Source organism: Rubellimicrobium roseum (assembly GCF_006152145.1).
Classification (GTDB): Bacteria; Pseudomonadota; Alphaproteobacteria; order Rhodobacterales; family Rhodobacteraceae; genus Rubellimicrobium; species Rubellimicrobium roseum.
Genome location: NZ_VDFV01000038.1, coordinates 1 through 25,045, shown reverse-complemented (window position 1 = coordinate 25,045; position 25,045 = coordinate 1). Strand labels below are relative to the sequence as shown.

General features: G+C 68.7%; 24 protein-coding genes, 1 tRNA gene and 1 pseudogene. 15 read left to right on the top strand and 11 right to left on the bottom strand.

Annotation, left to right across the window (positions count from 1 at the left end; all coding sequences use genetic code 11):
- Window positions 1–59: 59 nt before the first annotated feature.
- The 5 genes from FHG71_RS17665 to FHG71_RS17645 all read left to right on the top strand — a co-directional run bounded on the left by FHG71_RS17665 (window position 60) and on the right by FHG71_RS17645 (window position 3,612).
- Window positions 60–1,076, top strand: a complete 1,017-nt coding sequence (locus FHG71_RS17665) for an SDR family NAD(P)-dependent oxidoreductase (RefSeq protein ID WP_139083022.1) — start codon at window positions 60–62, stop codon at window positions 1,074–1,076.
- Between the two features lie 136 nt (window positions 1,077–1,212).
- Complete coding sequence (locus FHG71_RS17660) at window positions 1,213–1,791, top strand: VIT1/CCC1 transporter family protein (RefSeq protein WP_139083021.1); 579 nt, start codon at window positions 1,213–1,215, stop codon at window positions 1,789–1,791.
- A 136-nt stretch (window positions 1,792–1,927) separates the two neighbouring features.
- Window positions 1,928–2,974, top strand: a complete 1,047-nt coding sequence (locus tag FHG71_RS17655; RefSeq protein ID WP_139083020.1) for an AI-2E family transporter — start codon at window positions 1,928–1,930, stop codon at window positions 2,972–2,974.
- Between the two features lie 84 nt (window positions 2,975–3,058).
- Window positions 3,059–3,367, top strand: coding sequence for an I78 family peptidase inhibitor (locus FHG71_RS17650; RefSeq protein ID WP_176559488.1), 309 nt, complete (start codon window positions 3,059–3,061; stop codon window positions 3,365–3,367).
- Window positions 3,364–3,612: a copper resistance protein NlpE N-terminal domain-containing protein gene (locus FHG71_RS17645; protein WP_139083018.1), complete on the top strand. Its 249-nt coding sequence runs from the start codon at window positions 3,364–3,366 to the stop codon at window positions 3,610–3,612. The genes FHG71_RS17650 and FHG71_RS17645 overlap by 4 nt, the downstream gene beginning before the upstream one ends.
- 698 nt (window positions 3,613–4,310) lie before the next feature.
- On the opposite strand, the gene FHG71_RS17640 is transcribed toward FHG71_RS17645, so the two are convergent.
- The 5 genes from FHG71_RS17640 to FHG71_RS17620 form a co-directional block, all read right to left on the bottom strand.
- Window positions 4,311–5,246, bottom strand: a complete 936-nt coding sequence (locus FHG71_RS17640) for a LysR family transcriptional regulator (protein ID WP_139083017.1) — start codon at window positions 5,244–5,246, stop codon at window positions 4,311–4,313.
- 81 nt (window positions 5,247–5,327) lie between these two features.
- Window positions 5,328–6,392 carry an SH3 domain-containing protein gene (locus FHG71_RS17635; protein WP_139083016.1) on the bottom strand — a complete coding sequence of 355 codons (1,065 nt, stop codon included), beginning with the start codon at window positions 6,390–6,392 and terminating at the stop codon, window positions 5,328–5,330.
- Between the two features lie 86 nt (window positions 6,393–6,478).
- A complete protein-coding gene (locus tag FHG71_RS17630) occupies window positions 6,479–6,790 on the bottom strand; it encodes a hypothetical protein (protein WP_139083015.1) in 312 nt (103 codons plus the stop codon).
- 107 nt (window positions 6,791–6,897) lie between these two features.
- Window positions 6,898–7,203 (bottom strand): hypothetical protein, encoded by a 306-nt coding sequence (locus tag FHG71_RS17625; RefSeq protein ID WP_139083014.1) that lies wholly within the window; start codon window positions 7,201–7,203, stop codon window positions 6,898–6,900.
- A gap of 222 nt (window positions 7,204–7,425) precedes the next feature.
- Window positions 7,426–8,358 (bottom strand): LysR family transcriptional regulator, encoded by a 933-nt coding sequence (locus FHG71_RS17620; RefSeq protein ID WP_139083013.1) that lies wholly within the window; start codon window positions 8,356–8,358, stop codon window positions 7,426–7,428.
- A 1,662-nt stretch (window positions 8,359–10,020) separates the two neighbouring features.
- On the opposite strand from FHG71_RS17620, the gene FHG71_RS17615 reads away from it, so the two are divergent.
- The gene (locus tag FHG71_RS17615) at window positions 10,021–10,389 is read left to right on the top strand and encodes a rhodanese-like domain-containing protein (RefSeq protein WP_139083012.1); all 369 of its coding nucleotides are present in this window, start codon (window positions 10,021–10,023) and stop codon (window positions 10,387–10,389) included.
- Window positions 10,390–10,478: 89 nt separating this feature from the next.
- On the opposite strand, the gene FHG71_RS17610 is transcribed toward FHG71_RS17615, so the two are convergent.
- Window positions 10,479–10,568 (bottom strand) — tRNA-Ser (locus FHG71_RS17610).
- A 176-nt stretch (window positions 10,569–10,744) separates the two neighbouring features.
- Here FHG71_RS17610 and FHG71_RS17605 point away from each other — a divergent pair.
- Window positions 10,745–11,596, top strand: a complete 852-nt coding sequence (locus FHG71_RS17605) for a hypothetical protein (RefSeq protein WP_139083011.1) — start codon at window positions 10,745–10,747, stop codon at window positions 11,594–11,596.
- Window positions 11,597–11,599: 3 nt separating this feature from the next.
- Here FHG71_RS17605 and FHG71_RS17600 read toward each other — a convergent pair whose 3' ends face one another.
- Window positions 11,600–11,914 (bottom strand): hypothetical protein, encoded by a 315-nt coding sequence (locus FHG71_RS17600; protein ID WP_246045502.1) that lies wholly within the window; start codon window positions 11,912–11,914, stop codon window positions 11,600–11,602.
- Window positions 11,915–12,127: 213 nt separating this feature from the next.
- Here FHG71_RS17600 and rplU point away from each other — a divergent pair.
- The 3 genes and pseudogenes from rplU to FHG71_RS17585 form a co-directional block, all read left to right on the top strand.
- A pseudogene (rplU, locus tag FHG71_RS17595) lies at window positions 12,128–12,496 on the top strand (50S ribosomal protein L21); the annotation flags it as partial.
- A gap of 15 nt (window positions 12,497–12,511) precedes the next feature.
- The gene (gene rpmA / locus FHG71_RS17590) at window positions 12,512–12,781 is read left to right on the top strand and encodes a 50S ribosomal protein L27 (RefSeq protein WP_139083009.1); all 270 of its coding nucleotides are present in this window, start codon (window positions 12,512–12,514) and stop codon (window positions 12,779–12,781) included.
- A 196-nt stretch (window positions 12,782–12,977) separates the two neighbouring features.
- On the top strand, window positions 12,978–13,538 hold the full coding sequence (locus tag FHG71_RS17585) for a GNAT family N-acetyltransferase (RefSeq protein ID WP_139083008.1): 561 nt from the start codon (window positions 12,978–12,980) through the stop codon (window positions 13,536–13,538).
- Here the strand turns inward: FHG71_RS17585 and FHG71_RS17580 are convergent.
- Window positions 13,528–14,298: a DUF2243 domain-containing protein gene (locus FHG71_RS17580; RefSeq protein WP_139083007.1), complete on the bottom strand. Its 771-nt coding sequence runs from the start codon at window positions 14,296–14,298 to the stop codon at window positions 13,528–13,530. The two genes, FHG71_RS17585 and FHG71_RS17580, sit on opposite strands and share 11 nt — an antisense overlap.
- A 194-nt stretch (window positions 14,299–14,492) precedes the next feature.
- Between FHG71_RS17580 and obgE the strand changes: the two genes are divergently transcribed.
- The 4 genes from obgE to FHG71_RS17560 all read left to right on the top strand — a co-directional run bounded on the left by obgE (window position 14,493) and on the right by FHG71_RS17560 (window position 19,987).
- Complete coding sequence (gene obgE, locus FHG71_RS17575) at window positions 14,493–15,533, top strand: GTPase ObgE (RefSeq protein ID WP_139083006.1); 1,041 nt, start codon at window positions 14,493–14,495, stop codon at window positions 15,531–15,533.
- Window positions 15,521–16,636 (top strand): glutamate 5-kinase, encoded by a 1,116-nt coding sequence (gene proB, locus FHG71_RS17570; RefSeq protein ID WP_176559487.1) that lies wholly within the window; start codon window positions 15,521–15,523, stop codon window positions 16,634–16,636. Before obgE ends, proB begins: the two co-directional genes overlap by 13 nt.
- The gene (locus FHG71_RS17565; protein WP_139083005.1) at window positions 16,637–17,902 is read left to right on the top strand and encodes a glutamate-5-semialdehyde dehydrogenase; all 1,266 of its coding nucleotides are present in this window, start codon (window positions 16,637–16,639) and stop codon (window positions 17,900–17,902) included.
- Between the two features lie 531 nt (window positions 17,903–18,433).
- Entirely contained in the window at window positions 18,434–19,987 is a 1,554-nt protein-coding gene (locus FHG71_RS17560) for a calcium-binding protein (RefSeq protein WP_139083004.1), read from the top strand.
- A 110-nt stretch (window positions 19,988–20,097) separates the two neighbouring features.
- Here FHG71_RS17560 and FHG71_RS17555 read toward each other — a convergent pair whose 3' ends face one another.
- The 3 genes from FHG71_RS17555 to FHG71_RS17545 are packed head-to-tail and all read right to left on the bottom strand — an operon-like array spanning window position 20,098 to window position 22,695.
- On the bottom strand, window positions 20,098–20,856 hold the full coding sequence (locus FHG71_RS17555; RefSeq protein WP_139083003.1) for an ABC transporter permease: 759 nt from the start codon (window positions 20,854–20,856) through the stop codon (window positions 20,098–20,100).
- Window positions 20,856–21,641, bottom strand: coding sequence for an ABC transporter ATP-binding protein (locus tag FHG71_RS17550; RefSeq protein WP_139083002.1), 786 nt, complete (start codon window positions 21,639–21,641; stop codon window positions 20,856–20,858). The genes FHG71_RS17555 and FHG71_RS17550 overlap by 1 nt, the downstream gene beginning before the upstream one ends.
- A gap of 49 nt (window positions 21,642–21,690) precedes the next feature.
- Window positions 21,691–22,695, bottom strand: a complete 1,005-nt coding sequence (locus FHG71_RS17545) for an ABC transporter substrate-binding protein (RefSeq protein ID WP_139083001.1) — start codon at window positions 22,693–22,695, stop codon at window positions 21,691–21,693.
- A gap of 272 nt (window positions 22,696–22,967) precedes the next feature.
- Here FHG71_RS17545 and ggt point away from each other — a divergent pair, with 272 nt between their 5' ends.
- Entirely contained in the window at window positions 22,968–24,743 is a 1,776-nt protein-coding gene (gene ggt / locus FHG71_RS17540; protein ID WP_139083000.1) for a gamma-glutamyltransferase, read from the top strand.
- The last annotated feature ends 302 nt before the right edge of the window (window positions 24,744–25,045 follow it).

Below are 25,045 nucleotides of genomic sequence, written 5' to 3'. Positions count from 1 at the left end.
GCATCCCCGCTCCATGCTTCCGGGGACCGCTGGTGCGGCGAGGCGCGAGGGAGGAGTCGATGGAACGACGCGACGTGTTGAAGGGAGCGGCCTTGGCCGCCGGAGCGCTGGGGGCGACGCTCACACCGGCGCAGGCCCAGGAGGGGGCCACGGCCGCCGAGGGACCGGCGCGAAGGGGCGTCGGCATCCGCGACATTGCCCCCGTCGATCCGGCCTACTTCGCCGCCGGACGGCTCGCCGGGAAGACGCTGATCGTGACGGGCTGCGCGCGCGGGATGGGCGCCGCCGCCGCCCTCCGCGCCGCGCGCGAGGGTGCGAACGTGGTGGGCGTGGACTGGCTTCCCGACCTAGGCGCCCAGGTGATCGAGCAGATCCGTCGCGAGGGCGGTCAGGCCGTCTTCGTCGAGGGCGACATCGCCGAAGAGGACACCTGCACGCGGATGGTCGCCGCGGCGGTGGACAACTTCGGCCGGCTCGACATGGCGCTGAACAACGCGGGCGTGATGGACGCCGTCCATTCGGGCGAGCCGGTGGACTACGGGACGCAGAAAGCCCTAGTCTTCGCGCCGCTGCACGAATCGACCGACGCCTATTGGGAAGGCGTGATCCGCACCAACGTCGTCGGCACCTACCGCTGCCTGCGGGCCGAGCTGAAGCAGATGGTGGCGCAGGGGACCGGCGGCTCGATCGTTAACGTGGGCTCGATCGCGGGGATGGCGGGGCTCGCGGGGAACCCGGCCTACGTGACGACGAAGCACGCCGTGAACGGGCTGACCAAGAACGCCGCCGTAGACTACGCCCCCTACGGCATCCGCTTGAACTCGGTCAACATGGCCGCCACCGACACGCCGATGATCGCGCGGGCCGGCGCCCTCGTGGCGGCGTCCATGCAGGGTCAGACCGGCCCCGCCATGGGCGGCATCAAGACCGCCAGCCTCCTCGCCTACGCCGACAGCCATCGCCGGCCGGCCACCGTGGCCGAGCAGGTGTCGATGATGCTGTTCCTCCTGTCGGACGAGGCCTCGAACTTCACCGGGGGCATCCTTGCGACCGACGGCGGCTGGACCACCTATTGAATCGCGGCCAGCCGCCCCGGCAGATCCCGTCCGGGGTGGGCGGCGGCGCCCCGCCTTGGACGCGGGGGCCGGTCCGAGAGCCCGACACGTCCTCGATCCCATCGACCGGCTGTCCGAGGTAACCTTCGGGTTGCTCATGGCCCTAACCTTCACTGGCACCATGAGCGTCGCCACGGCCAACGGCGAGGACGTCCGGAGCGTGCTCTGGGCGGCGCTCGGCTGCAACATCGCCTGGGGGATCGTGGACGGAACCATCCACGTCTTGACCTCGGTGACGGAGAGGGCGCGCACGCGCGCCCGACGCTTGGCGATCCGGCGGGCAGGGGACGGGGAGGCGCTGGCGCGGCTGCGGGCGCTGCTGCCCGAGGGGTCAGGCCAGGCGCTGGACGACGGCCAACTCCGGACCCTGCTCGACTGGCTGCGGGCCGAGCCCGAGCCCGACGGGCCCGAGCGGATCACGCCTGACGACCTCCGCGCCGCGGTGGCGATCTTCGCCCTGGTCGTGATCGCGACGATGCCGCCGGTCGTTCCCTTCCGGCTGATCGACGACCTGCACGGCGCCATGCGGCTGTCCAACGCCATCGCGCTCGCCATGCTGTTTGCGATCGGCTGGAGCCTCGACCGCCAGATCGGGCCCGGCACCCTGCGGATGCGGATCGCGACGCCGCTCATCGGCAGCGTCCTCGTGATCGTGACGATCGCGCTCGGCGGCTGAGACGGACGGGCAGGGCCTGCCCAATCCGGGCGGCTCCGGCCTTGACCGCGACGCCTGCGGTCGGGCACCGCGGACAGGGGGACGCCAGCGCGCGATCCGCCCTTTGGAACCTGCCCCCGAACCTGCCGAGGTGCCTATGGCCCAGGTCCCCGAAGCGCCAGCCGGCGACCGGCTCGCCTGGACCCGGGACGGCCTGCTCGTTGCGGCGCTCGGACTGTCGGGGCTGTACCTGTTCCGCGATTTCCTGATCCCCCTGGCCTTCGCGCTGCTGCTCGTCGTCCTTCTGTCCTCGCTCGCCGACTGGCTGCGCGCCCGCCGGCCGTTCGGCCGCGCCGTGCCCGCCTGGGCCGCGCACGCCCTGTCCTTCGCCGTTCTGCTCCTCGGGGGGCTGGCGTTCACGAGCATCGTCGGGGCGCAGCTCTCCGGTCTGGCGGCAGCCCTGCCGCACTACGCCGTCCGCCTGGAGCAGTGGGCCAGCCCCGGCGACGCCGGATGGGCCGGGCCCGTGCTGGCCGGGCTGCGGGACCTCCTGGGCCGGACCGATGTCGCGGGCCTCGTCCTCCGGCTCGTCCAGGACGCGACCGGGCTCCTGCTCACGCTCCTCTACGTCCCGTTCCTCCTCCTCGAACGCCACCCCATGCGGGCCAAGATCGAGGCCGCCGCCGGCCCGGACGGCTCGGGCGCCAAGGTGATCGAGGTCGCCGCGCGGGCCTCGGCCTCCATCAAGCGCTATCTTGGCGTGAAGACATTCGTCTCGGTCCTGACGGCTCTGGCGAGCTACGCCGTCATGAAGCCCCTCGGGCTCGACTTCGCCGAGACCTGGGCGGTCCTGACCTTCGCCCTGAACTTCATCCCTTCCATCGGCTCCGTCCTGGCCGTCGCTCTGGCCTCGGCCATGGCGGTCGTGCAGTTCGGCGAGCCCGCGCCCGTCCTCGTTCTCCTGCTGGGCCTCGGGACGGTCCAGATGGTCTTGGGCAATGTCGTGGAGCCGGCCCTGATGGGACGCTCCCTGAACCTGTCGCCCTTGATGGTGATCCTGTCGCTGACGGCTTGGACCGGCATCTGGGGCCTGCCGGGCGCGCTCCTGAGCGTGCCGTTCACCGTCTGCATCCTCCTCGTTCTGGCCGAACTGCGGGGCGGCCGGTGGATCGCCGTGCTGCTGTCGATGGACGGGCGGGTCTGAGCCCGCCCAGACTGGGCAGAGGCCGGATTGCCTTCCAGTCTCCAAGTCCAACGGGGTCGGGATATGTTGGCCGGAGGACGCGTCATGACCCTGATCTTTCGGCTGTACTCGTTTCTGGGCTTCCTGACACTTGCAGGGTGTGTGGGAGCCTCCCGTCCCTTGCCTTCCCCGACCGTGGGAGGAAGCAATCCGGCCGGCTCCGCCGTCTGCGACTCTGGCGCGCTCGGTCGCGAATACGTGGGGCGTGACGCGTCCGCGCTGTCGAACGTGATCTTCGACAGCCCGGTTCGCATCCTTCGACCCGGCGATCCCGTCGCCACGGACCTCGTCCCCAACCGCGTCAACTTCGAGCTCGACGACCGGGGCACCGTGGCTCGGGTCACCTGCGGATGACGCGATCGGGCCGTCCGCCGCTCGCCGGGGCCGGCCTGGCCCGCCGCCGCGCGGCGGCGCGCGCGGTTCTGGCTGCCATGGCTCTCCTGACGCTCCCCGGTCCGGCCGCGTGGCCTGCGGGGGCCGAGGCACTGCCGCCCGCCACGGTCTGCGGCCTGCGCCTGCCGGCCACATTTACCGGCACGCTGCCCTGCGCCGACTGCTTGGGGATCCGCACGCATCTCGACCTGTGGCCGACCGACTGAAGCTTCGCCCTGCGGCGCGACTGGGTAGGCGGCCGCGTGCCCCTGACCGAGAGCGTGCTTGGGCGCTGGCCAGTCGATCCGTCGCGAGGCGTCCTGGTCCTCGAAGGGCTGGAGGACGGCCCCGCCTAATGGGCAATCACGGGCCCTGACTCGCTCCGTGCTCTCGGGCCCGACAGGCGCCAAGCCGCGTCGGGCCTGCCCCACAACCTCGCCGGCGGGCCGCTTGACCCCGGCGACCTCGATCTGACCATCCGGGGCCTCGTCACCTTTGTCGCCGGCGCGGCCCGGATCGTGGACTGCCGCCGCGGTCAGGACCTGCCCATCGCCATTGAGGCTGGCTTTGCCGCGCTCGAGGCAGCCTGCCTGTCCGCCCGGACCGGGGGCCCCCGTCCTCGTCGACGTCGCCGGCCGGATCGAGGCCCGCCCCGCGACGAACGGTCCGGCGCGCCGCATGCGCGCCGACCGCTCTCCACCTCGGTCTTCCTCACCCACTCGTTCAGGGTCCTCGCCCCAAAGCCGGTCTATGCGGAGATGGACATGAGGGCCGCCCAGTTGGAGCCATGCTGACCTTCATCGTCCAGCCCCACAAGTCGAGCATGCTCGCGCACCTCGGGGGCCTACGTAGTGGTCGTCTTGCTCATGAACCCCAGCCTGCTCAGGAGTTGAAGCCTTGGGCAGGCCCTCCACATCGGGACCGCTCATGGCTCCACCTGCCCGCGTGGTGGAAAGGGGATGACCGAGCGGCCAGCCTGGGCGACGAGCCAGCCAGCCAGGGCCCGGATCGCGGGATCGTCGCGCTTCGCCTCGCGCAGGTGCAGCCGGTAGGTCCGGCGGCCCGTCAGGCGGACCGGATCGGCGGCGATAAGGCTTCCGTTGGCGATCGGTCGCGCGGCCAGGAACTCGGGCACGAGCGCCATGCCAAGGCCGGCGACGGCGAGGGCAAGAGCGAGCAAGTCATGCGAGCAGCGGACGATCCCGCGGCGAAGAATCTCGTCCTCGGAGCGACCAGTCTCCCGGCAGAAGAGACGCCAGTCTTCGCCCAGTCCCTCGGTCCCTTCGCGGTCGGTGGTCACGACGCAGCGCTGACCGCGCGAGCCCCTTCCCGCTGGGCCGCCGGCTGTGACGGCAACAAGGGGCTCGTCGAACAGATCGATGGCGATATGCCCCGATGCCGGCGGCGCGGTCGTGACCAAGACATCCGGGACCGCCTCCGCGTCGGACGGCGCCCCGGCGCAGAGACGGAGCTCAAGCTGGATCCTCGGATGGTCCTGCACGAAGGCCGGAAGCCGCGGCGGCAGCCAGGCCTGCCCAAACGCCGGCTCGACTCCGAGACGAAGGCTCTGCGGCCGGGACGCGGCGCCTTGCGGGGCGAGGGCTTCCAGGTCGGCAAAGGTGGTGCCGATCCTCTCGAAAAGCCGCCGCCCGGTCGCGGTCAGGACGATGCCTCGGCCGCGCCTGACCACGAGTTCCTCGCCCAGCGTGGCGGCCAATTCGCGCAACTGGTGGCTGACGGCGCTTGCGGAAACCCCCAGCTCGGTCGCTGCCTTGGCTACGGAGCCGTGGCGCGCGACGGCCTCGAAACAGTGGAGGCTGCGGAAGAGGCGCGGTCCGTAGAAAGGTGGCCGGCTGGTCATGGGAGGTCGTCCCCACGGCTGCTTTCGTCTGTCGCCGTTCGGCCTGCCGGTCCGGGTGGAAGGCAGGCCGACAATCCGCCGTCAGCCGCCGAAGATCACCGCATCTGGAATCAGGACGCTCTGGTCGCCGATGTAGATGAAGTAATTGTCGTCTTGGCGGGTCGCCTCGAAGGCCATGTCCCCGTCGGCCTCGGAGCGGTCGAAGCCCACGGGGCGGCCGCCTTCGTAGCGGACGGCGCGGACGGTCCCGTCCGGCATGGTGATCTGGACCGTGCCCGAGCCGTTGCCCTCGCGCCAGACGCCGAAGTCGCAGCCGAGCCGCTCCGCTCCGGGCCCGGCGAAGCAATCGATGATCCCGGTCGCCGCGAAGCCCGTGACTGGATCGACCGCGTCCTCGCCGTCAGGGTTGCCCGTCGGGATCATGTCGGGAAGCTGCGTGGCGGAGCCTTCCTCGACATAGCCGCTCTCGCCCAGGAAGTCGCCGGCGGCCCAGCCCTCGATGCCGCTGTCGCCCATGGTCACGACCTGACACCAGCGGCGGCCCTCGTTCATGCGGCAGCCGAGGTTGCGAAGGATGAGCCCGGGCTCGGCCCGGAAGACGACCGCGGCACCCGTGGAGGGTTGGGACCGAAGGTTGAGCATCCCCGAACTGCGGACCTCCCAGAAGTCCGGCCCGCCTTCGAGCCCGTCGGCGTAGTCCCCTTCGACCGGCTCCGCCCAGGAGCCGTCGGGCGGGATCGCGATGTCGAGCGTGTAGCGCGCGGCCTCGCCCCGGCGGGCGGCGCTGCGGACGAGGAAGACCGAGACGGTATAGGTGCCCGAGGCGGGGAGCACCCCTTCCCAGCGGTTGATCTCGGGCTGCAACTCGCCGATGGCCAGGGCCTCGTCACCGGGGCCGCGCCCGGGCGCATAGAGGTTGAAGTAGACGGCCGTGCTGTCGGAGGAGAGCACGACGCTCATCACTTGCCCGGCCTGCGCGCCAACGAGGTAGGAGACCGACTCCCGGCCCGTGACCTCGTCGGAGATGCTGGTCCCTGTGGCGCCGGCGGCGAAGCGGACCTGCTCGGTGCGGATCTCCTGCGCTTGTATGGCCACGGCGGTCAGTGCGAGGCTCGCTGCGACGAGAAGAGTGCGGATGGCGGACATTGAGGTCTCCTGTGCTGGAAGCGCCCGCGGCGGCCGCCGCGGGGCAGGACGGCGTGGCTGCGCCCCACCGCCGGGGCAGACCCGCGTCAGAGGAAGCCTTCGGAGGGTCCCACGTACTCGACGCCGAAGACGTTGCCCGCCGAATCGGCGTTGCAGCGCCAGGGAGCCCGGTCGGGGCCGACGCCGACGCTCACGCTGGTGGCCGCCTGCGAGAACTCGGAGCCGAGAAGGATCACGTCGCCGTTGTTCGTCTCACGCGAGATGGCGGCGAGGCAGGCCTGCTCGGCGGCCGAGGGAATGCCTGCTTCGGCTTCCTCGAGGTCCTCCAAGTCGACGCAAGCCGAGAGGGAAAGCGAGGCGAAGGCGAGGGCGGCGAGGGGGAGGAGCTTGAACGTCATGATGGGGGGTCCTGTCCTGAAGGGTCGGCACCTCGAAGGTGCCCGTCGGGTGGGGGTCTCTGCAGCGCGTCCCGCCCCGGAGAGCGGGAGCCTGTCCGTCCGGCGTGTCACTCGCCGTCGGACAGCATCTCGGTCGCGCACATCCCGTTCGCGCCGCCGGGGGCGGTATAGCTCACCATGGCCCCCGTCTCGTCGAAGGTGACGTCGTACTCGACGCCTTCGTAGAAGACCGCCCAGAAGGTGTCGCTCGGCCGGTCGACCGAGGCGGCGTCGCCGTTGACGATGATGTCGCCGTCCTCCTCGGAGGAGATGAACGCTCCGTTCGGGCACTCGGCTGTAAAGAGCGGAGTGTTGGCCTGCGCCGCGCAGGCTGCCACGAGGGCGAGGGCGAGGGGCGGGAGGATCTTGCGCATCTGGAACTCCTGTGTACGGGTCTTCCGCCTTGGCTTCAGGGTCCGCCGGGCGGCGCGTGCGGGGCGCCCCCGACGGTCAACGCCCGGCGCGGCCCTGGATCGGCAGTCCGCCTGACGTCTCCCCGCCAGTCTCCACACGGCCGGTCAGGCGACAATTGAGCAGATCGGGTGACTCCTGAGGCCGGCTCAAGGATCGCCGAGAGGGACCCGGCCTCGGGTCGCCTACGAGGCGACGGCCCGGCGCGCAGGGTCTTTGGTGTAAGCTTTCCTCGCCTCGGCCTGCGCCCAGCGGGCGAAGGTGCGGATGGCCTCGTCCGACCTGCGCGCGACCTTGAAGGCCAGCCGGTAGGTTCGGCCGGAGGGCTGACGGGATCGGTCGAAGTAAGCGAGGCTTCCGTTGCCGATCCCTTCGGCAGCAAGAAAGTCAGGGACCAGGGCGACCCCCATGCCGGCACGCGCGAGCTCGAGCGCAAGAATGTAGTGGGTGCAGCGGACGAAACCGCCCTTGCTGATCTCGGCGAATGGCAGCCCGGTTCGCCGGCAGTAATCGTGCCAGTCCTGTCCCACCTCGCCCTCGGCGAGGTCCGTGGTGATGAGCTGCGGCAGAGCCAAGCCCGTCGCCGCGAACCGGCGGGGCGACTGGACGGCCACCAGCATCTCCTCGAAGAGCTCGATCGAATGGAAGCCCGGCTTGATGGGCTGCGCCGTCACGATGGCGTCGGCGACTGAATGGGTCTGCTCCGGGTCGTGAGAGTAGAGCCGAAGCTCGAGTTCCAGTCGGGGGTTCGCCTCGGCGAAGCCCGGGAGCCGGGGAGCCAGCCACGCAGGCCCGAAGCTCGAGCATACGGCGAGGCGCAGGACCCGCGGGCGGCCGCCCACGACCTCGGCGACCATCGTGTCGAGTCCCGAGAACGTCGCGCCGAGGCCCTCGAAGAGCCGCAGGCCGGCCTCCGTCAGGACGATGCCACGCCCCTGCTTGACGAGGAGTTCCTCCCCCAGAGCGGCGGACAGGTCGCGGAGTTGGTGGCTGACCGCGCTGGCGGACACGCCCGTCTCTTCCGCGGCAAGGGACACCGACCCGAGTCGCGCCACAGCCTCGAAGTAATGCAGCCCCCGGAACAGCCGGGGACCCCGAAGCGAAATTTCCGAGCCCAAGGCGAGCGCTCCTTTCCGTTGCGGAAGTCTGCTCCGGTCCGGCGCGAACCGCAACGGGTCGTCATCGTGAGGCACAAGGCTAAGGAATAGGAAGTGGCGGCGATGACCACCTGCGGTGTCGCTGACGGTGGCCCTCCGCCTGAGATGTGGTCCTTGCTGACACGGGCTTTCGGGCCTGTTGGCGGGCAAATGAGGGCTCCGGACGGCGAGCAGGCCGAAGGTCCCGCGACCGCAATCGAGGGCCGGCTCCGGCGCGACGATAAAACTTGCGTCCGCCGGCGGCCGGAGCGTCGGACCCGCTTTCGGCCCCCGGCGGGAGGAGTTCCCGCCGGCTCGAACTCACCGACGCGGTCATGCACGGACGCCCGGCGCTCCGGGTCAGCCGGACGCGCCGGTCGACGGAGGTCCTCGATCCACGGGCGGAGCCGCTCCTGCCTCGAGTTCGCGGCCCGGGTGGCGCGGGACCGGAAGGAGGGCCATCGCCCTCAGGCCCCGGGAAGGCGCAGTTGCATAAAGCCATCCGCTTCTGCCGCTGGCCCTGCTTGAACGATCAACGTTGTCCCAGTCCAGACGCTCGATGGGCCGCAGCTTCATGTATCAACTCCAAGCTCCCCTAGGATGGGAAGTCGAAGCTCATCTCCTGCCGCCGCCTATACAGGGAGACCCGCAACGGCCGGTGCCAGCCGCCGTCTTCGCGCCTTCAAAGCCGAATTCCACTCCCGTCGGAGTGTTTGTCCTGAGCAAAGGAGCGCACCTCCAAGCCCGTTAGCTTGTGGCGGAGTAGGCCACCAACATTCATCCGTCACTCCACGAGCATCGTGAAAACTTGAAAACAAAAGGGAGAGAATGAGGAGCCTCGCAAAGGAGGGCATCAGCCCCTTCGTGGGTTGAGGCGGAAGCCGAAGCTGATTGAGATCTGGAGACGGGGGAAGCTGCGTTCCACCGTCGCCGAATGCTCAAGAATCTCTCATGTCCATTCCACGACGGAGTTAGCCGGCGCGAGGCTGACAACCCGTTGCCCGAACAGGGGCCGAAGCAGCCGGTCGGCCCTACAACGGCCCGCATCTGACCATGGCCGGTCGCGCGACCCCGCGAAAGGCCGACCGCTTCCGGCCTCCACCCCCTCACTTTTGGATCAGGCGGGGCAGGGTGCCCTCGCGAACGGACTGTCGAGAGAGGACTCGGACACCGCCTTGGCCGCGGCGACCACGCAAAGCGGGCTATGGAAGGCTGCACGTCGTCCTCGTGCGCTCTCGACATGGCTCGCCCGCGGCATCCGCTCGTTGGCCCGCGCCGGGGAGCCGTGATCACCCCATGGTCGTCCACCTGCCGCCCGCCCTGCAGTCGGTTGGTCAGAGGTCTCTCGATGGTCGCTCAGTCGGCATGGGTTGTCCGAGCGGATGGGCCATGGTCCCGCCCGTCGTCGCCTCCGACCGCGCCGGGCCAGCAGGCGTCCTGTCAGGTTCCCCGCCCAGGGCCCGACCTCGTGGGGCTTGTCTGACCTGGTCGACGCCACCGGCTGAACTCCGCGATGCAGGTGGAGCGTCTGTTCGCCTGGGCCACGTCCGTTGACCCATATTCGGGCTCGGTGGGAACCTTCACGCATGATAGCTTGCTGCACGGGGCCAGCCATCTGGCCGATGTGTTGCAGGGAGGCAAGCCATGGCACGGACGGCCGCAGAGATGGTGGCGGAGGCCAAGAGCAAGGTGCGAACCATCACGCCGGAAGAGGTCTCGCGGATGGACAACGTACTCGTGGTGGATGTGCGCGACGCCCCGGAGGTCGCGGCCAGCGGCAAGGTTCCGGGAGCGGTGCACGTGCCCAGGGGCATGCTGGAGTTCCGCGCCGATCCCACGAGTCCCTACCACGACAAGAACTTCGACCCCGCGAGGCCGGTGGTGCTCTACTGCGCCTCCGGGGGCCGCTCAGCTCTGGCCGGGGCCATGCTTCAGGAGATGGGCTACACGGATGTCCGCAACATGGGCGGCTTCAAGGAATGGTCCGAAAAAGGCCTGCCGATCGAGACATAGCGTCGAGTGCACATTTCTGGATCAGCAGCAGAGGCACCAGCCAACTGTCCAAACCGTACTTTCTAATTCATCAATACTTCAAAGCCAAGTGGCGGAGAGACAGGGATTCGAACCCTGGGAAGGCTTGCACCCTCAACGGTTTTCGAGACCGCCCCGTTCGACCGCTCCGGCATCTCTCCGCGGCCGACGCCCGATCTAGACGGGACCGCGGATGGGCGCAACCCCCCATCGCGCCTGACGTGGCGCCGGGTGACAATGCGGGGAGCGTCCGGCTCCTTTCTTGGCGCGTCCGGCGGCGGCGCCTATCTTGCGCTCCAGACCGGCCGCGCCGCGGCCCTGCAGCGGAGCCCGCCCCATGTTCCTTCGCCACGCCAGCGTCCTCGTCCTGGCCGCCGCGCCCGCCCTGGCCCAGACTCCGGCGACCCAGCCCAACCCGGCCTCCGTCCCCGAGGACGTGCGCGCGGTCTATGACGGGCTTCTCCTGCCGGGCGTGCTCGACGTCATGGCGCAGGAAGGGGCGCGGCACGGAGAGCTCTTGGCCGAGTCGATCTTCGGAGAGGGTCCGGTTCCCGAGCGCTGGACCGAGATCGTGTCCTCGCTCTACGACCCCGCCCACATGGAGGCCGAGGTCCTCGCCTCGCTGTCCGACGGCCTGGCCGGAGAGGACACGGCGGCGATGCGCGCCTTCATCGAGTCCCCCTCCGGCCGGCTGATGACCTCGCTGGAACTGTCCGCGCGCGAGGCGATGCTGGACGAGGATGTCGAGCAGCAAGCCAAGGAGGCGGCGGCCGTCGCCATGGCGGACGAGCTGCCGCGCCTCGACCTGATCCGGCGCTACGCCGAGGCCAACGACCTGGTCGAGACGAACGTCGCCGGGACGATGAACAGCAACTACGCCTACATGATGGGCCTGATGGACGGCGGCGCGCTGCGCGGCGAGATGACCGAGGGCGACGTCCTGACCCAGGTCTGGTCGCAGGAGCCGCAGGTCCGCGCCGACACGACCGAGTGGGTCTATTCCTTCCTGCTCATGGCCTATGGCCCCGCCTCGGACGCCGACATCGAGTCGCTGATCGCCTTCTCCGAGACGGAGCCGGGGCAGGCGCTTAATCGGGCGGTGTTCGACGCCTTCGACGAGCGGCTGCAGGAGGTCTCGCGGGGGCTGGGCTATGCCGCCGCCCGCTACATGACGACCGAGGAGCTCTAGGCCTCAGCCGCCATACAGCATCAGGGCGGCCACCAGCGCCCCCGGATTCGCCTCGTAGAGGCCCAGGTCCCCCCGAAGCTGGAGAAGCCGCGCGGGCCGGTCCTGCGGCGGCACCCCGGCCGCATCGAAGGCGGCGCCGATCGACGGCCCGCCCCCGGCCTCGATCTCGTCGAGCAGGCCCGGATAGGCCGACTTCACGGCCACCTCGACGGCGCCCCGCCGCTGCGCCTCGGCGGGATCGACCAGCGCGCCGACGTTCAGGCCCTGCGCGCAGGCTCCCACCGTCAGGAGCGCCGAAAGGGCGAGGAACCGGATCATGAGTGGACCTCCGATTGGGTTGACTTGGGGGGCAGATGCGCAGATAAGCCGCCATCCCGGCAAGCGGATTCGCCTGTGGGGGTGCGTGGCCTTGGCCGCGCGCGATGTCAACGGACGCCCCCAGCGGGGCGCGCTGTCCGAAGGCGGGGCCCGAGCGGCCCCACAACGCCCCGGAACGGGGGGCCGCAGGGCGCGGAGAGGAAAGGAAGACCGATGTTCGCGGTTCTCAAGACCGGCGGCAAGCAGTACCGGGTCCAGCAGGGCGACGTGCTGCGCGTCGAAAAGCTCGCCGCCGAGGCGGGCGAGACGATCCAGTTCAACGAAGTCCTGATCGTGGGCGACCAGATCGGCGCGCCGCTCGTGTCGGGCGCGGCCGTGCAGGCCACCGTGATCGACCAGATCAAGGGCGAGAAGGTCATCCACTTCGTCCGCCGTCGCCGCAAGCACTCGTCCAAGCGGACCAAGGGCCACCGCCAGCAACTCACGCTGGTCCGCGTGACCGAGATCCTGGCCACCGGCGCCGACGCCACCGGCGTCAAGGCCGCCATCGGCGCCTCGACCCGTCCGGCCGCCGTTCAAGCCTAAGGAGATCCACCCATGGCACACAAGAAAGCTGGCGGGTCCTCCCGCAACGGGCGCGACAGCGCCGGCCGCCGTCTCGGCGTCAAGAAGTACGGTGGCGAGATCGTCATCCCCGGCAACATCATCGTGCGCCAGCGCGGGACCAAGATCTGGCCCGGCACCGGCGTCGGCATGGGGACCGACCACACGATCTTCGCCGTGGCCGAAGGCCAGGTGAGCTTCCGCAAGGGCCTCCAGGGCCGGACCTTCGTGTCCGTGACCCCCGTCGCGCAAGCGGCCGAGTAAGGCGCCCAGACCTGATCGGGAACGGGGACCGGCGCCGCCGGTCCCCGTTTCTTTTTCGCGCGCCCCCGGGCCATCACGGGATGCGGAGCCGTCCGTTCATCCCCACATGGGTTCACGAAACCGCCTTGTTTCGACGGTAGGGGTGCCAGATGTTGCCGGATCCTGTCCGGCTGTCGGTGTCGGGGAGGACGCCTGCATGCTTGAATCCGTCGTGAGAACGACGACCGCCGATGGGGCCTTGCCGGTGATCGCCGCAGGCCGCTTCGTGCTCCGCCCGCCCTGCAAGTCCGATGCCGGCCTGATCGCCCACTACGCGGGCGACAAGCGCGTGGCCTGCAACACCCGCCTGATCCCCCATCCCTATCCGCCCGGCGCCGCCGAGGCGCTGATCGCCCGCGCCGCCGTGCCCGGCCGGACCGAGGACATCTGGGTCCTCGACGGCACCGCCCAAGGCCTGGGCGAGGTGCTGGGACTTCTCCATCTCACGCGCATGGACCGCCGGCAGAGCGAGATCAGCTTCTGGATCGCCCCGGCCTTCTGGAACACCGGCTTCGCCTCCGAGGCGGTCGGCGCGCTCATCGCCGCCAACCCCCACGACGATGAAACCATCGTGGCCGAGGTCTTTCAGGACAATCCCGGCTCGGCCCGGGTCCTGACAAACAACGGCTTCGAGTATCTGGGCGACGCCGAGTCCTTCTCGGTCGCCCGCGGAGTCGTGGTCCCGACCTGGACTTACGCGATGGCTATCAAGCGCTGAGCCCGTCGCGGCTCCAGCCCAGGCAGCCGGCCGGCAGGCCGGCCCCGCCGACGACCCAGGCTCCGCGCCCATAGAGATTCCAACGACGGGCCGGATCGATGTCGACCACAACCACGTCGAGGTCCGGCCCCGCCCAGACGATCCGCGCCCCCAGCGCTGCAAGGTCCGCCTCGATGCGGCGCGGGTCCTGCCCGGGACCGAAGACCGCGACCGTCAGCGGCGTCTCGGCGGGCCGCAGCGCCCAGCCGCCCAGGCCCACCGCCAACAGCGCCAGCGCGGCCAGCATCGGGCCGCCCCGCCCGGGAGGCGCCCCGCCACGTCTCGCCAGTGCCCAGCCCAGCGCCATCGGCGCGAGCCCGAAGACCCCGAGCCAGAGCAGGTCCCAGGCCAGCGGATACGCCGCGTCCACCCGGATGCGATGGATGCCCAGCATCCAGTGGGACAGGACCGAATCGACCAGGTGCCAGCCGCCGAAGCCCAGGAGCAGCAGCCCCCCGAGCCTCGCCCCCGTCGGCATCGCGCCCCGGCGGCCCGCGCGCCACATCCCCCAGAGCCCCAGCGCGGCCAGCCCGTACATCAGCGCATGGAACAGCCCGTCCCAGAGCACCTGCCGGCCCATGTCGCCCGCGCCCGGCACGAGGCTCAGGAGATGGTGCCATTGCAGGATCTGATGCAGCAGGATGCCATCGAAGAACCCGCCCAGGGCGAATCCCAGCACCCCGGCCCAGATCGATCCGCTCCATGGACGGCTCGTCGGCATGGTCTCCGAACGCTCGGCCCCGCCCGGCGTTCCCGAGCGGCCGGGGTGTTGCGCGAAACGGGGGAGGACCGTTCGGTGGTCGAAGAATCCGTTAACCTTTGAATGCGATTCTTGTCTCCATCGCCGACACGCTCGCGCTTGAGCGGGACCGGCGGTTCCGCTATCCCCTGCGCCCTGATGAAAGGCGGCCCAACATGAAGTTTCTCGATCTGGCGAAGGTCTATGTGCGCTCCGGCGCGGGCGGCAACGGCTGCGTGTCCTTCCGGCGCGAGAAGTTCGTCGAATACGGCGGGCCCGATGGCGGCGACGGCGGCAAGGGCGGCGACGTGATCGTCGAGGCCGTCGAGGGGCTGAACACCCTGATCGACTTCCGCTACCAGCAGCACTTCTTCGCCAGGAACGGCAAGGGCGGGCAGGGCAGCCAAAGGACCGGCGCCGACGGCGACGACATCCTCCTGCGCGTCCCCGTGGGGACCGAGATCATCGACGAGGACGAGGAGACCGTCATCGCCGACCTCACCGCGCCCGGCCAGCGGGTCGTGATCGCGGCCGGCGGCAACGGCGGCTGGGGCAACATGCGCTTCACCTCCGCGACGAACCGCGCGCCCCGCCGCGCCAACGCCGGGCAGGAGGGGGTCGAGCGGACGATCTGGCTCCGCCTCAAGCTCATCGCCGACGCAGGGCTCCTGGGGATGCCCAACGCCGGCAAGTCGACCTTCCTCGCCGCGACCTCCAACGCACGGCCCAAGATCGCCGACTATCCCTTCACCACGCTGGTGCCCAACCTCGGCGTGGTCGAGGTCGACGGAGCCGAGTTCGTCATCGCCGACATTCCCGGCCTGATCGAGGGCGCCTCCGAAGGCCGCGGCCTGGGCGACCAGTTCCTGGGCCACGTGGAGCGGTGCAAGGTCCTGCTGCACCTCATCGACGGCACCAGCGAGGATGTGGCGAGCGACTGCGAGATCATCGTGGGCGAGCTGGAGGAATACGGCGGCGACCTCGCGGACAAGCCCCGCATTACCGTGCTCAACAAGATCGACGCGCTGTCCGAGGAGGAGCGAGAAGAGAAGCTCGCGGCCCTCGAAGAGGTCGCCGAGGGGCCCGTCATGATGATGTCGGGCGCGACCAGGCTGGGCGTGACGGAGGTTCTCCGCGCGCTGCGCGCCGTCATCGAGGAGGCCCGCGCCGAGGACCGGCGCGACGTCGAGGAGGAGAACAAGCCGTGGCAGCCCTGACCTCGTCCCTGGCGACGGTCCGCCGCCTGGTCGTCAAGATCGGCTCGGCGCTCCTCGTGGATCGTGAGACCGGCCTGCGGGTGGACTGGCTCCAGAGCCTCGCGGCCGACGTGGCCCGCCTGCGGGCGCGCGGCACGCAGGTCATCCTTGTCTCGTCCGGCTCCATCGCGCTCGGCCGCGGCGTGCTGGCCCTGCCTCAGGGAGGCCTTCCGCTCGAACAGTCGCAGGCCGCCGCCGCCGTGGGCCAGATCCGCCTGGCGCGCGCCTACGAGGAGGTTCTCGCGCCCCACGGCATCGTCACCGGACAGATCCTTGTCACGCTGGAGGACTCCACCGACCGGCGCCGTTATCTGAACTCGCGCGCGACGATGGAAACGATGCTGTCGCTGGGCGTGGTCCCCATCGTCAACGAGAACGACACGGTCGCCACCGACGAGATCCGCTACGGCGACAACGACCGGCTCGCGGCGCAGGTCGCGGTCACGGTCGGGGCCGACGCGCTGGTCCTCCTGTCCGACGTCGACGGTTTCTACAGCGGCAACCCGCATATCGACCCGACCGCCCGTCGCTTCGAGACCGTCGAGCGGATCACGCCCGAGATCGAAGCCATGGCCGGCGAGGGCGTCTCCGGCCTGTCCAAGGGCGGAATGATCACCAAGCTCATGGCCGCCAAGGTCGCGACCGAGGCCGGATGCACCATGGCCATCACCTTGGGATCGCCCCTGAACCCCTTGTCCGAGCTGGAGAACGGGGCGAACGCCACCTGGTTCCTCGCCCAGACGGACCCCCATGCCGCCCGCAAGCGCTGGATCGCCGCGATGAAGCCCAAGGGCGAGCTGCGCGTCGACGCCGGCGCAGCCCGCGCGCTCACCGAAGGCAAGAGCCTGCTGCCGGCCGGCATCGTCGGCGTGCAGGGACGGTTCGGGCGCGGCGACCCGGTGGCGATCCTGTCCTCCGAAGGCTGCCGCCTCGGCCTCGGGCTCACCCGCTACACCGCCGAGGAAGCGCGCGCGCTTACGGGGCGCAAGAGCGCGGACATCGAGGCGATCCTGGGCTACAAAGGGCGCGCGGCCCTCATCCATCGCGACGACATGGTGCTTTGAATGCTCGACCAGACCGACATCCCCGCCCTAATGGACGACATGGGCCGCCGCGCCCGCGCCGCCGCGCAGGTGCTCGCCACCGCAGGGTCCGAACGCAAGTACGCCGCCCTGATCTCCGCCGCGCACGCCATGGAGGCGAGGGCCCAGGAGATCATGGACGCCAACGCCGAGGACCTCGTCTACGCCGAGGCGCGCGGACTGTCGCCCGCGATGATCGACCGGCTGATCCTCGATACTCGCCGCATCCGCGCCATGGCCGATGGCCTGCGCAACGTGGCGGCGCAGCGCGACCCGGTCGGGCGGGTGCTTGCCGAATGGGACGTGCCTTCGGGTCTTCATATCCAGCGGGTCAGCACGCCCTTGGGCGTGATCGGCGTGATCTACGAATCCCGCCCGAACGTGACTGCCGACGCCGGCGCGCTCTGTCTGCAAGCCGGCAACGCCGTCATCCTGCGGGGCGGCTCCGAAAGCCTCCACTCCTCCGCTGCGATCCACGCCTGCCTTGCCCAGGGTCTCCGAGAGGCGGGGCTGCCCGAGGACTCCATCCAGATCGTGCCGACGCGCGACCGCGCGATGGTCACGGCGATGCTCCAGGCCGTCCAGCACATCGACGTGATCGTGCCCAGGGGGGGCAAGGGTCTCGTGGGTCTTGTACAAGCCGAGGCGCGGGTGCCGGTCTTCGCCCATCTGGAAGGGATCTGCCACGTCTACGCCGACCGGGACGCCGACCTGGAAAAGGCGCGGCGCGTGGTGCTGAACGCCAAGACGCGGCGCACGGGCATCTGCGGCGCGGCCGAATGCCTGCTGATCGACTGGCGCTTCTACACCGAACACGGGCCGGTGCTGATCGAGGACCTGCTGAAGGCTGGGGTCGAGGTGCGGACCGAGGGCGAGCTGCTGAAGGTGCCAGGCACCGTCAAGGCCGCTCCCGACGACTTCGGCCGAGAGTTCCTCGACATGATCATCGCCGCCAAGCTCGTGGATGGCGTGGACGAAGCCATCGCGCACATCCGCGCCCATGGCTCGGGCCATACCGAGGCGATCCTGACCGAGAACGACGCTACGGCCGAGCAGTTCTTTCATCGGCTCGACAGCGCCATCCTGATGCGCAACGCCTCGACGCAGTTCGCGGATGGTGGCGAGTTCGGCATGGGTGCCGAAATCGGCATCGCGACGGGCAAGCTTCACGCCCGCGGCCCCGTAGGGGCGGACCAACTCACGAGTTTCAAGTACCTCGTGACGGGCGATGGAACGGTGAGGGCCTGAGAAAGACTGGCAGACGTCCAGCTTGGATGGGCTCGTGGGTGCGGCTACGGACCAGGGAGGCGGGACAGGGCGCGACGCGGCGAGCGGGCGGCCCCGACCGCCGCCCCAGGACCAGGGTTGAACCCTTGTCATGCCGTTGTAGCCCATCAATCAGTCGTTACGTGGGCTTCGGTCACGTGTTGCAACTCTACACCCGACGAAGCAATGGACTTTGTCGTCCGGATTGAGCCCGGAACACCAGGCACTTGTCTCTCCAGACCCAGAGATCACTGCGATGAGGGGATGTGCGGCGTTGCATTCACCCAGCGGACGACTCGGCCCGGCTGACAGGGAACGCCTGTATCGATCATTGATCTAACAACGATTTTGCATCCCAAAGGTTCGCTTAGAGAGGCTTTAGGTGAAACAATCCGCATCAAGCGTTGTCGTTGACGCAAGTTGTGGCGGAAGGTAGCTTCAAGGAGGGCGGGAGTTTCATATTCGGTTCTATATTGTGGCGCGGATCGGGCTTTCGATCCGGGGGGAGGTCCAATGTCCAGTTCGAAGTTCTTCGGAATCATCGGCAGCGGCCATTATGCCGGCCTGGTTCGGGTTCTCGGAACGAAACGCAGTGACGTCATCTCGGTGACGGAAGGCGGGCAGGCGCTGTTCGGCTTGGCCGGTCACGACGTTCTATCGAGTGCATTCAATCGAACTGCCCTGATCGGCGGCGCCGGCGACGACCGGCTCGTGGTCGATCTCGACATCCTAGACGAGGAGTTTGCAGGTATCGAGCCGATCCGGACCAAGGTGGACGGTGGGTCCGGTAATGACTCGATCTTGCTCGGCGTCGAGGTTCTGGCCTGGGACGCCTCCATCACAACGTCCGTCTTTGGCGGCTCTGGGTCCGACATGATAGAGATCTCGGCCGTGTCGAATGCGGTAGGCGACAGCGTGGTCACGAATATCGTCTTCGGCGGCAGCGGCGGTGACATCATTTCGGCCGTTGCCGTTGGCGGCGACTTCTCCGGAATAGCAAGCACCGCTGTCAATGAGATAAATGGGGATTCAGGCGACGATCGCATCACCGCCTCGGCGGTCGTGTTCTCCAACGCGAGCGAGTTGGCGCGCAATTCCATTGACGGTGGGGCAGGGAACGACTTCCTCGTTGCCAGTACCCAGACTGATTCCAACGTGGGCGCTCCTGTCGGCGTCAACATCCTGTACGGAGGCAGCGGTGACGACGAGATAGCGTCGGACCACTCGACCGACGGCGAGAACTGGAACACAACTCTGACTTCCGATCTGTGGGGTGGCAGCGGCGATGACGCCATGTCGGCGACAGTGATGGCTGAGGCCGAGAGTGTCGTCACGGCCAAGAACCTCTTGGACGGCGGCTCGGGGCGGGACGTTATGACAGCCACGATGCGGGCCGTGGCTGGGGCGACCGCAACCGGCGAAAACTATCTGAATGGTGGCCAGGGCCACGACGTCATGACCGCTCGTGTAGTCGCCGGCCTTTCACTCGGCGACGAAACCTCAGGTGCGACCGCGTCCAACCGCCTGCATGGAGGGAGCGGTCATGACGTCCTGACTGCGTTCGCCGATGCCAACGCCTACATTGTGGATTTCGTAGGTGCTGGCCTCGCCCGCAACCAACTTGACGGAGGCGACGGCCATGACCGACTCGAGGCGACGATTGCAAACGGTAGCGGCGGAGCGAGCGAACTTCATGGGGGCTCGGGTCGTGACACGCTCATCGCGATGGGTGGCTGGGGCAACATCCTGGACGGTGGGGCCGGGGACGATGAGCTCACGGGGGGTGACGGTCAAGACGAGCTATGGGGCGGTACAGGCCATGATAGCCTGACCGGCGGGGCCGGGGTCGATGCCTTCGTCTTCGGCAAGGGCAGCGGACGTGATAGAATAACCGATTTCGAGGTCGGGGTGGATGCTATCCGCATCGTGTCGGGCGCTTCGGATCTGTCCCATCTGACGATCAGCGCCAGGGGCTCCGACACTATGATCCAGTTCGCGAAAGTGTCGATTGTCCTGACGAACACGAGCGCCTCGCTGATCGACAGCGGCGACTTTGTGTTCGTCTAGGCCGCTCTTACAGGTGAGGTGGTGACCGGCCCGGGCCTCGAACAGTCAGGACCGGGCCATAGCGACGGCTGAGGCCGGAAATGGCGCGACCGATGAGAGCCGGCACGCCGTCAGGTGGCCTCGCGCTCCGCCCAGCCCGCAAAGGTCCGCTCCAGCGTCACGACGGCGTAGTAGAGCACGATGCCGAGCGCGGCGAGGGCGATAAGGACTGCGAACATCAATGGATAGTCGCCGTTGGTCGCCCCCGACTGGAAGAGCGCGCCCAAGCCCTTGCCATGGGGCGACACGATCTCCACCAGATTGGTGCCGATGAAGGCCAGCGTGACCGCGACCTTCAGGGCTCCGAAGAACTCGGGCAGGGTCTTGGGAAGCGCGATCTTCCGGAAGATCGTGACGCGTGAAGCTCCCAACGCGCGAAGGATGTCGCGATACTCGGGCTCGAGGGTGGACAGGCCTATGCCGACCGACACCGCGATGGGGAAGAACGAGATCAGGAAGGCCATGAGCACGGTGTTGAAGTCATGCTGCCCGATGAACAGGAGCGAGACCACGGGAACCAGCGTCGCCTTGGGTACCGCGTTGAAGCCCACGAGCAGGGGATAGAGCGCGTCCCGGGCAACGCGCGAGAAGCCCATGACCATGCCGAGCAGCGTGCCAACGACGACGGCGATGGCCAGCCCGGCCACGGTGCGCCAAAGCGTCTGCCATCCGCCGAGCAGGAACAGTTCCCAGAACCGGCCATAGGCGGCGGGCAGGTCCGAGGGCGAGGCCATGACGTAGTTGGGCCAGCCATTCCACCAGACCAGCGCCTCCCAGAGCGCAAGGAACGCCAGGATCGCGAGGACGGGCACCCCGATGCGGCGGAGCATCAATGCGCCCCTCCGGCCCGGCCCTGGGCGATGCGGATCTCGTCACGCAGGGTATGCAGCATTTCAACCGCCGCCGGCGTGTAGAGGACATCGATGGTGCGGTCGGCGGGTAGGTCGACGCGCAGCACCCGCTGGGTCCGCGCCGGACGGCCCGACAGGACGATCACTTGGTCGCCCAGGAACACGCTTTCGCGCAGGTCATGGGTGATGAGGACGCAGGTGAAGGGCTCCTTGGCCCGGAGGTCGCGCATGGTCTGCCACAGATCTTCGCGCGTGAAGTTGTCAAGCGCGCCGAAGGGTTCGTCCATGATGAGCACCTCGGGCTTGTGGACGATGGCCCGGCAGAGCGAGGCGCGTTGGCGCATCCCGCCTGAAAGTTCCGAGGGTTTCTTGCCCTCGAAGCCGGACAGGCCCACGAGCGCCAGGAGTTCCTCGGCCCTGGTGACCCGCTGGGCGCGCGGCATCCGGGGCGCCACGATCTCCAGCGGCAGGAGGACGTTGTCGAGGATGGTCCGCCATTCCAGCAGGACCGGGTTCTGGAATGCCATGCCGACCGTCTTGCGGGGCGAGCGCACCCGCTCGCCATGAAGCCAGACTTCTCCTCGGTCGGGGGTCATCAGCCCGGCGATGAGACGCGTCAGCGTGGACTTGCCGCAGCCCGAGGGGCCTACCACGGCGGCAAAGGTGCCTTCGGGAACGCCGATCTCAAGGTTGTCGAGGACGGGCAGCGGACCCGAAGGGGTTCGGTAGGCGTGGGTGACGCCCTTGATGTCGATGAGGTTCATGGGCGCGGGCCTGGGAAAGGGGCGGAGCCGCGACGGGCCCCGCGCCGAGTCATTGCAGCATCAGACCGTCGGCCGGCAGGTACTGCGGATCGAAGTAGAGGCTCGCATCGGGCTCGTTGGCGAACTCGTAGACCGACTTCGTCTGCTCGATGGCCTCGGCCATCCGCGCCGGGTCGATGCCGCCCAGACCGTTCTCCTGAACCCAGGGGGTCAGGACGTTCGCGTCGATGGCGAGCTGCAGGCGACGCTGCTCCAACGCGGGGTCGGCGGCCGGGTTGCGTGCCACCAAGGCCTGCACGGCGGCTTCTGGGTTGGCAATGGCGTCTTTCCAGCCGTCTGCCACAGCGCCCAGGAAGGCCGTCAACAGCTCGGGGTTCGCTTCGGCCCAATCGGTATTAGCGATGATGGCGTTGCCGTATAGCGCGACCCCATGGTCGGCCATCAGCAGCACGGTGAGGTCGTCCGCTGGGACGCCCAGCCGCTCGGCATTGAGCGAGGACGTGAAGGAAAAGCCGGTGATCGCCTGCACCTGCCCGTCGGCCAGCATGGGCTCGCGCACGGGGAAGCCCACCGGGTTGACGGTGATCTGGGCCATGTCGAGCCCGTTCTCGGCGGCGAAGATGGGGAACTGCGACCACGCGCCGTCCGGGGGCGGGGCGCCCAGCGTCTTGCCGGTCAGGTCGGCGGGCTCATTGACGCCCAGCGACTTGCGGCCAACAACGGCGAAGGGTGGCTTGTCATAGATCATCATGACGGCCGTCACGGGGGCTCCGGGGTTCTGGTCAAGGAAGCGCATCAGCGAATTGATGTCGGCGAAGCCCACCGGAAAGGCGCCGGTGGCGACCTTGGGAATGGCGTCGAGCGAGCCGTTGCCTTCGCTGATCTCGACCTCCAACCCGGCCCCGGTGAAATGACCGTTGTCGATGGACAGGAAGTAGGGGGCGGCCGGGCCCTCGAACTTCCAGTCGAGCGCGAAGGGGACCGCGGTCTGCGCTGCAGCCGCGCCGCCCAGCATGATCGACCCCGCAACGGCGGCGATGAAGTTATGGAACATTCTGGACTCCCCTGAGGTCCCGTGACGCGTTGAGAGCGTGTGTCCCGCCGAGGAGCAGGACGGGAGTCCTGACAGAACCGCAGCGGACCGAAGCTGGCAGTAATGTCGAATCCTTGAGCACATCAGAACGGTTTGCAAGATTATTGGGCGCCAGAGAGTCCTGATCATTCAGGGACCAAGAGATTTTCCGGCGTCGATGGCCGGAGCCAGCCCGATCCTTCGTGCTATGCTCCGGCAAGCCAACCGTTCCGATCCGTCAGAGGAGACGACACATGCCCGATCCCGTATTCTCCTGGCGCGTGCTGACCTCGGCCGCGTGTGTCCTGATGTCGCCTCTGAGCCTTGCGGACCTTCGCGCGCAGGGAACGGTGTCCGAACTGGCACCGGTGCCGGAGGCGGCCACGGGGCGCACCTTTCGCGCCGCGGGGCAGGCCACGACCCAGATGGTGGCCGCCGCCAACCCGCTCGCCGCCCAAGCCGGGCTGGATGTTCTGCGAGCCGGAGGCAGCGCTGTCGATGCGGCCATCGCCGTCCAACTCGTGCTCAACCTCGTGGAACCCCAGAGCTCCGGGATCGGGGGTGGTGCCTTCCTGCTGCACTGGGACGCCGACCGGCGCGACCTTGTCACGCTCGACGGGCGCGAGACCGCGCCTTCCGCCGCTACGCCAGACCGCTTCCTCGGCCTTGACGGACAGTCCATGGATTTCATGCAGGCGGTCGTGGGCGGTCGCTCGGTCGGAGTTCCGGGAACGGTCCGGCTACTCGAAGAGGCTCACGTGCGCTGGGGGCGGCTGCCCTGGGAGCGGCTTTTCGAGCCCGCAGTTCGGCTGGCTGAGGATGGTTTCGCGATCTCTCCGCGCTTGGCAGGACTTCTCGCTCAAGAGGAGTTCCTCGATGACGATCCGGCCGCGCGCGCCTACTTCTACGAGGCGGATGGGACCCCGAAAGCAGCGGGCGCCCGGCTCCGCAATCCTGCCTTCGCCGCGACCCTGCGCCGCATCGCAGACGAGGGGGCAGGGGCCTTTTACTCAGGTGCTATCGCCGAGGACATCGTGGGCACCGTCGGCGGGCATGCCGCGAACCCGGGTGACATGACCATTTCGGACCTCGCCGCTTACCGCGTCGTGGAGCGCCCGCCCGTCTGTGGTGAGTACCGAGTCTACAAGATCTGCGGCATGGGACCGCCTTCCTCAGGCGCGGTGGCCATCCAGCAGGTCCTCGCGATCATCGAGCCCGTCGACATGGCCGCCCTCGGACCGGGGCCCGAAGCAGTCCATTGGTTCTCCGAGGCCGGGCGCTTGGCCTTTGCCGACCGCGCTCAATACGTTGCCGATCCGGACTTCGTCGGCGTTCCGCTGCGCGGGCTCTTGGACGAGAGTTACCTTCGCGACCGCGGCGCGCTCGTCGATCCTGACCGCACGATGGGCGCGGCGGAAGCGGGCGATCCGCCGTTCCAGCAAGGGATGCCGCTCGCGCCTTCGGACGGGATCGAGAACGGCACGAGCCACATCTCGGTCGTGGACCGCGACGGCAACGCGGTGTCCATGACCACGACCATCGAATCCGCATTTGGCGCTCGGATCATGACCCAAAGTGGCTTCCTGCTGAACAACGAACTGACCGACTTCGCGTTCGCGCCGGACGACGATGGGCGGCCCGTGGCGAACCGGGTCGAGCCCGGCAAGCGCCCGCGCAGCTCCATGGCGCCGACGATCGTGTTCGACGCCTTCGACCGGGTCTATGTCGTCACGGGCTCTCCGGGCGGCAGCCAGATTATCAACTTCGTAGCCAAGACGTTGGTGGGCATTCTAGACTGGTCCCTCGACCCGCAGGAGGCTGTCGACCTGCCCAACTTCGGCTCTCGCAACGGCCCGACCGAGCTGGAGGCGGGGACCGAGGCTGAGCGCTGGGCGGCGGCGCTCGAAGCCATGGGGCACGAGGTCAGCATCTCGGATATGACCTCCGGGATTCAGGCGATCGTCGTCAGCCCGGCCGGCCTGATCGGTGGCGCCGACAGCCGTCGCGAGGGCGTGGCGATTGGAGATTGACAAAGGGGCATGCTCGCGCCGCCGTCTCGCAAGGTGGCGGCCGTCGGTCGTCTCATGGCCTCGACTGTCGGGCCGCTGCCTTGGCAGCTTCCGCACGGACTCTACGAGCAGGATCGGATTGGGGATCGTGCTACCCGTGAAACGCGAGGAAGCCGGTCATCAGGGTCGCAGTGAACGGGACATCGGGCCCGCTATGGTTGCGAAGAGGTCTGATGTAAGCGAGCGGGACCGCTTACGCTCAGGACTCATAGCCAGAACATGACGGTTGCGGCCAAGGCGATGGCCGAGAGAAAGACCTTGGG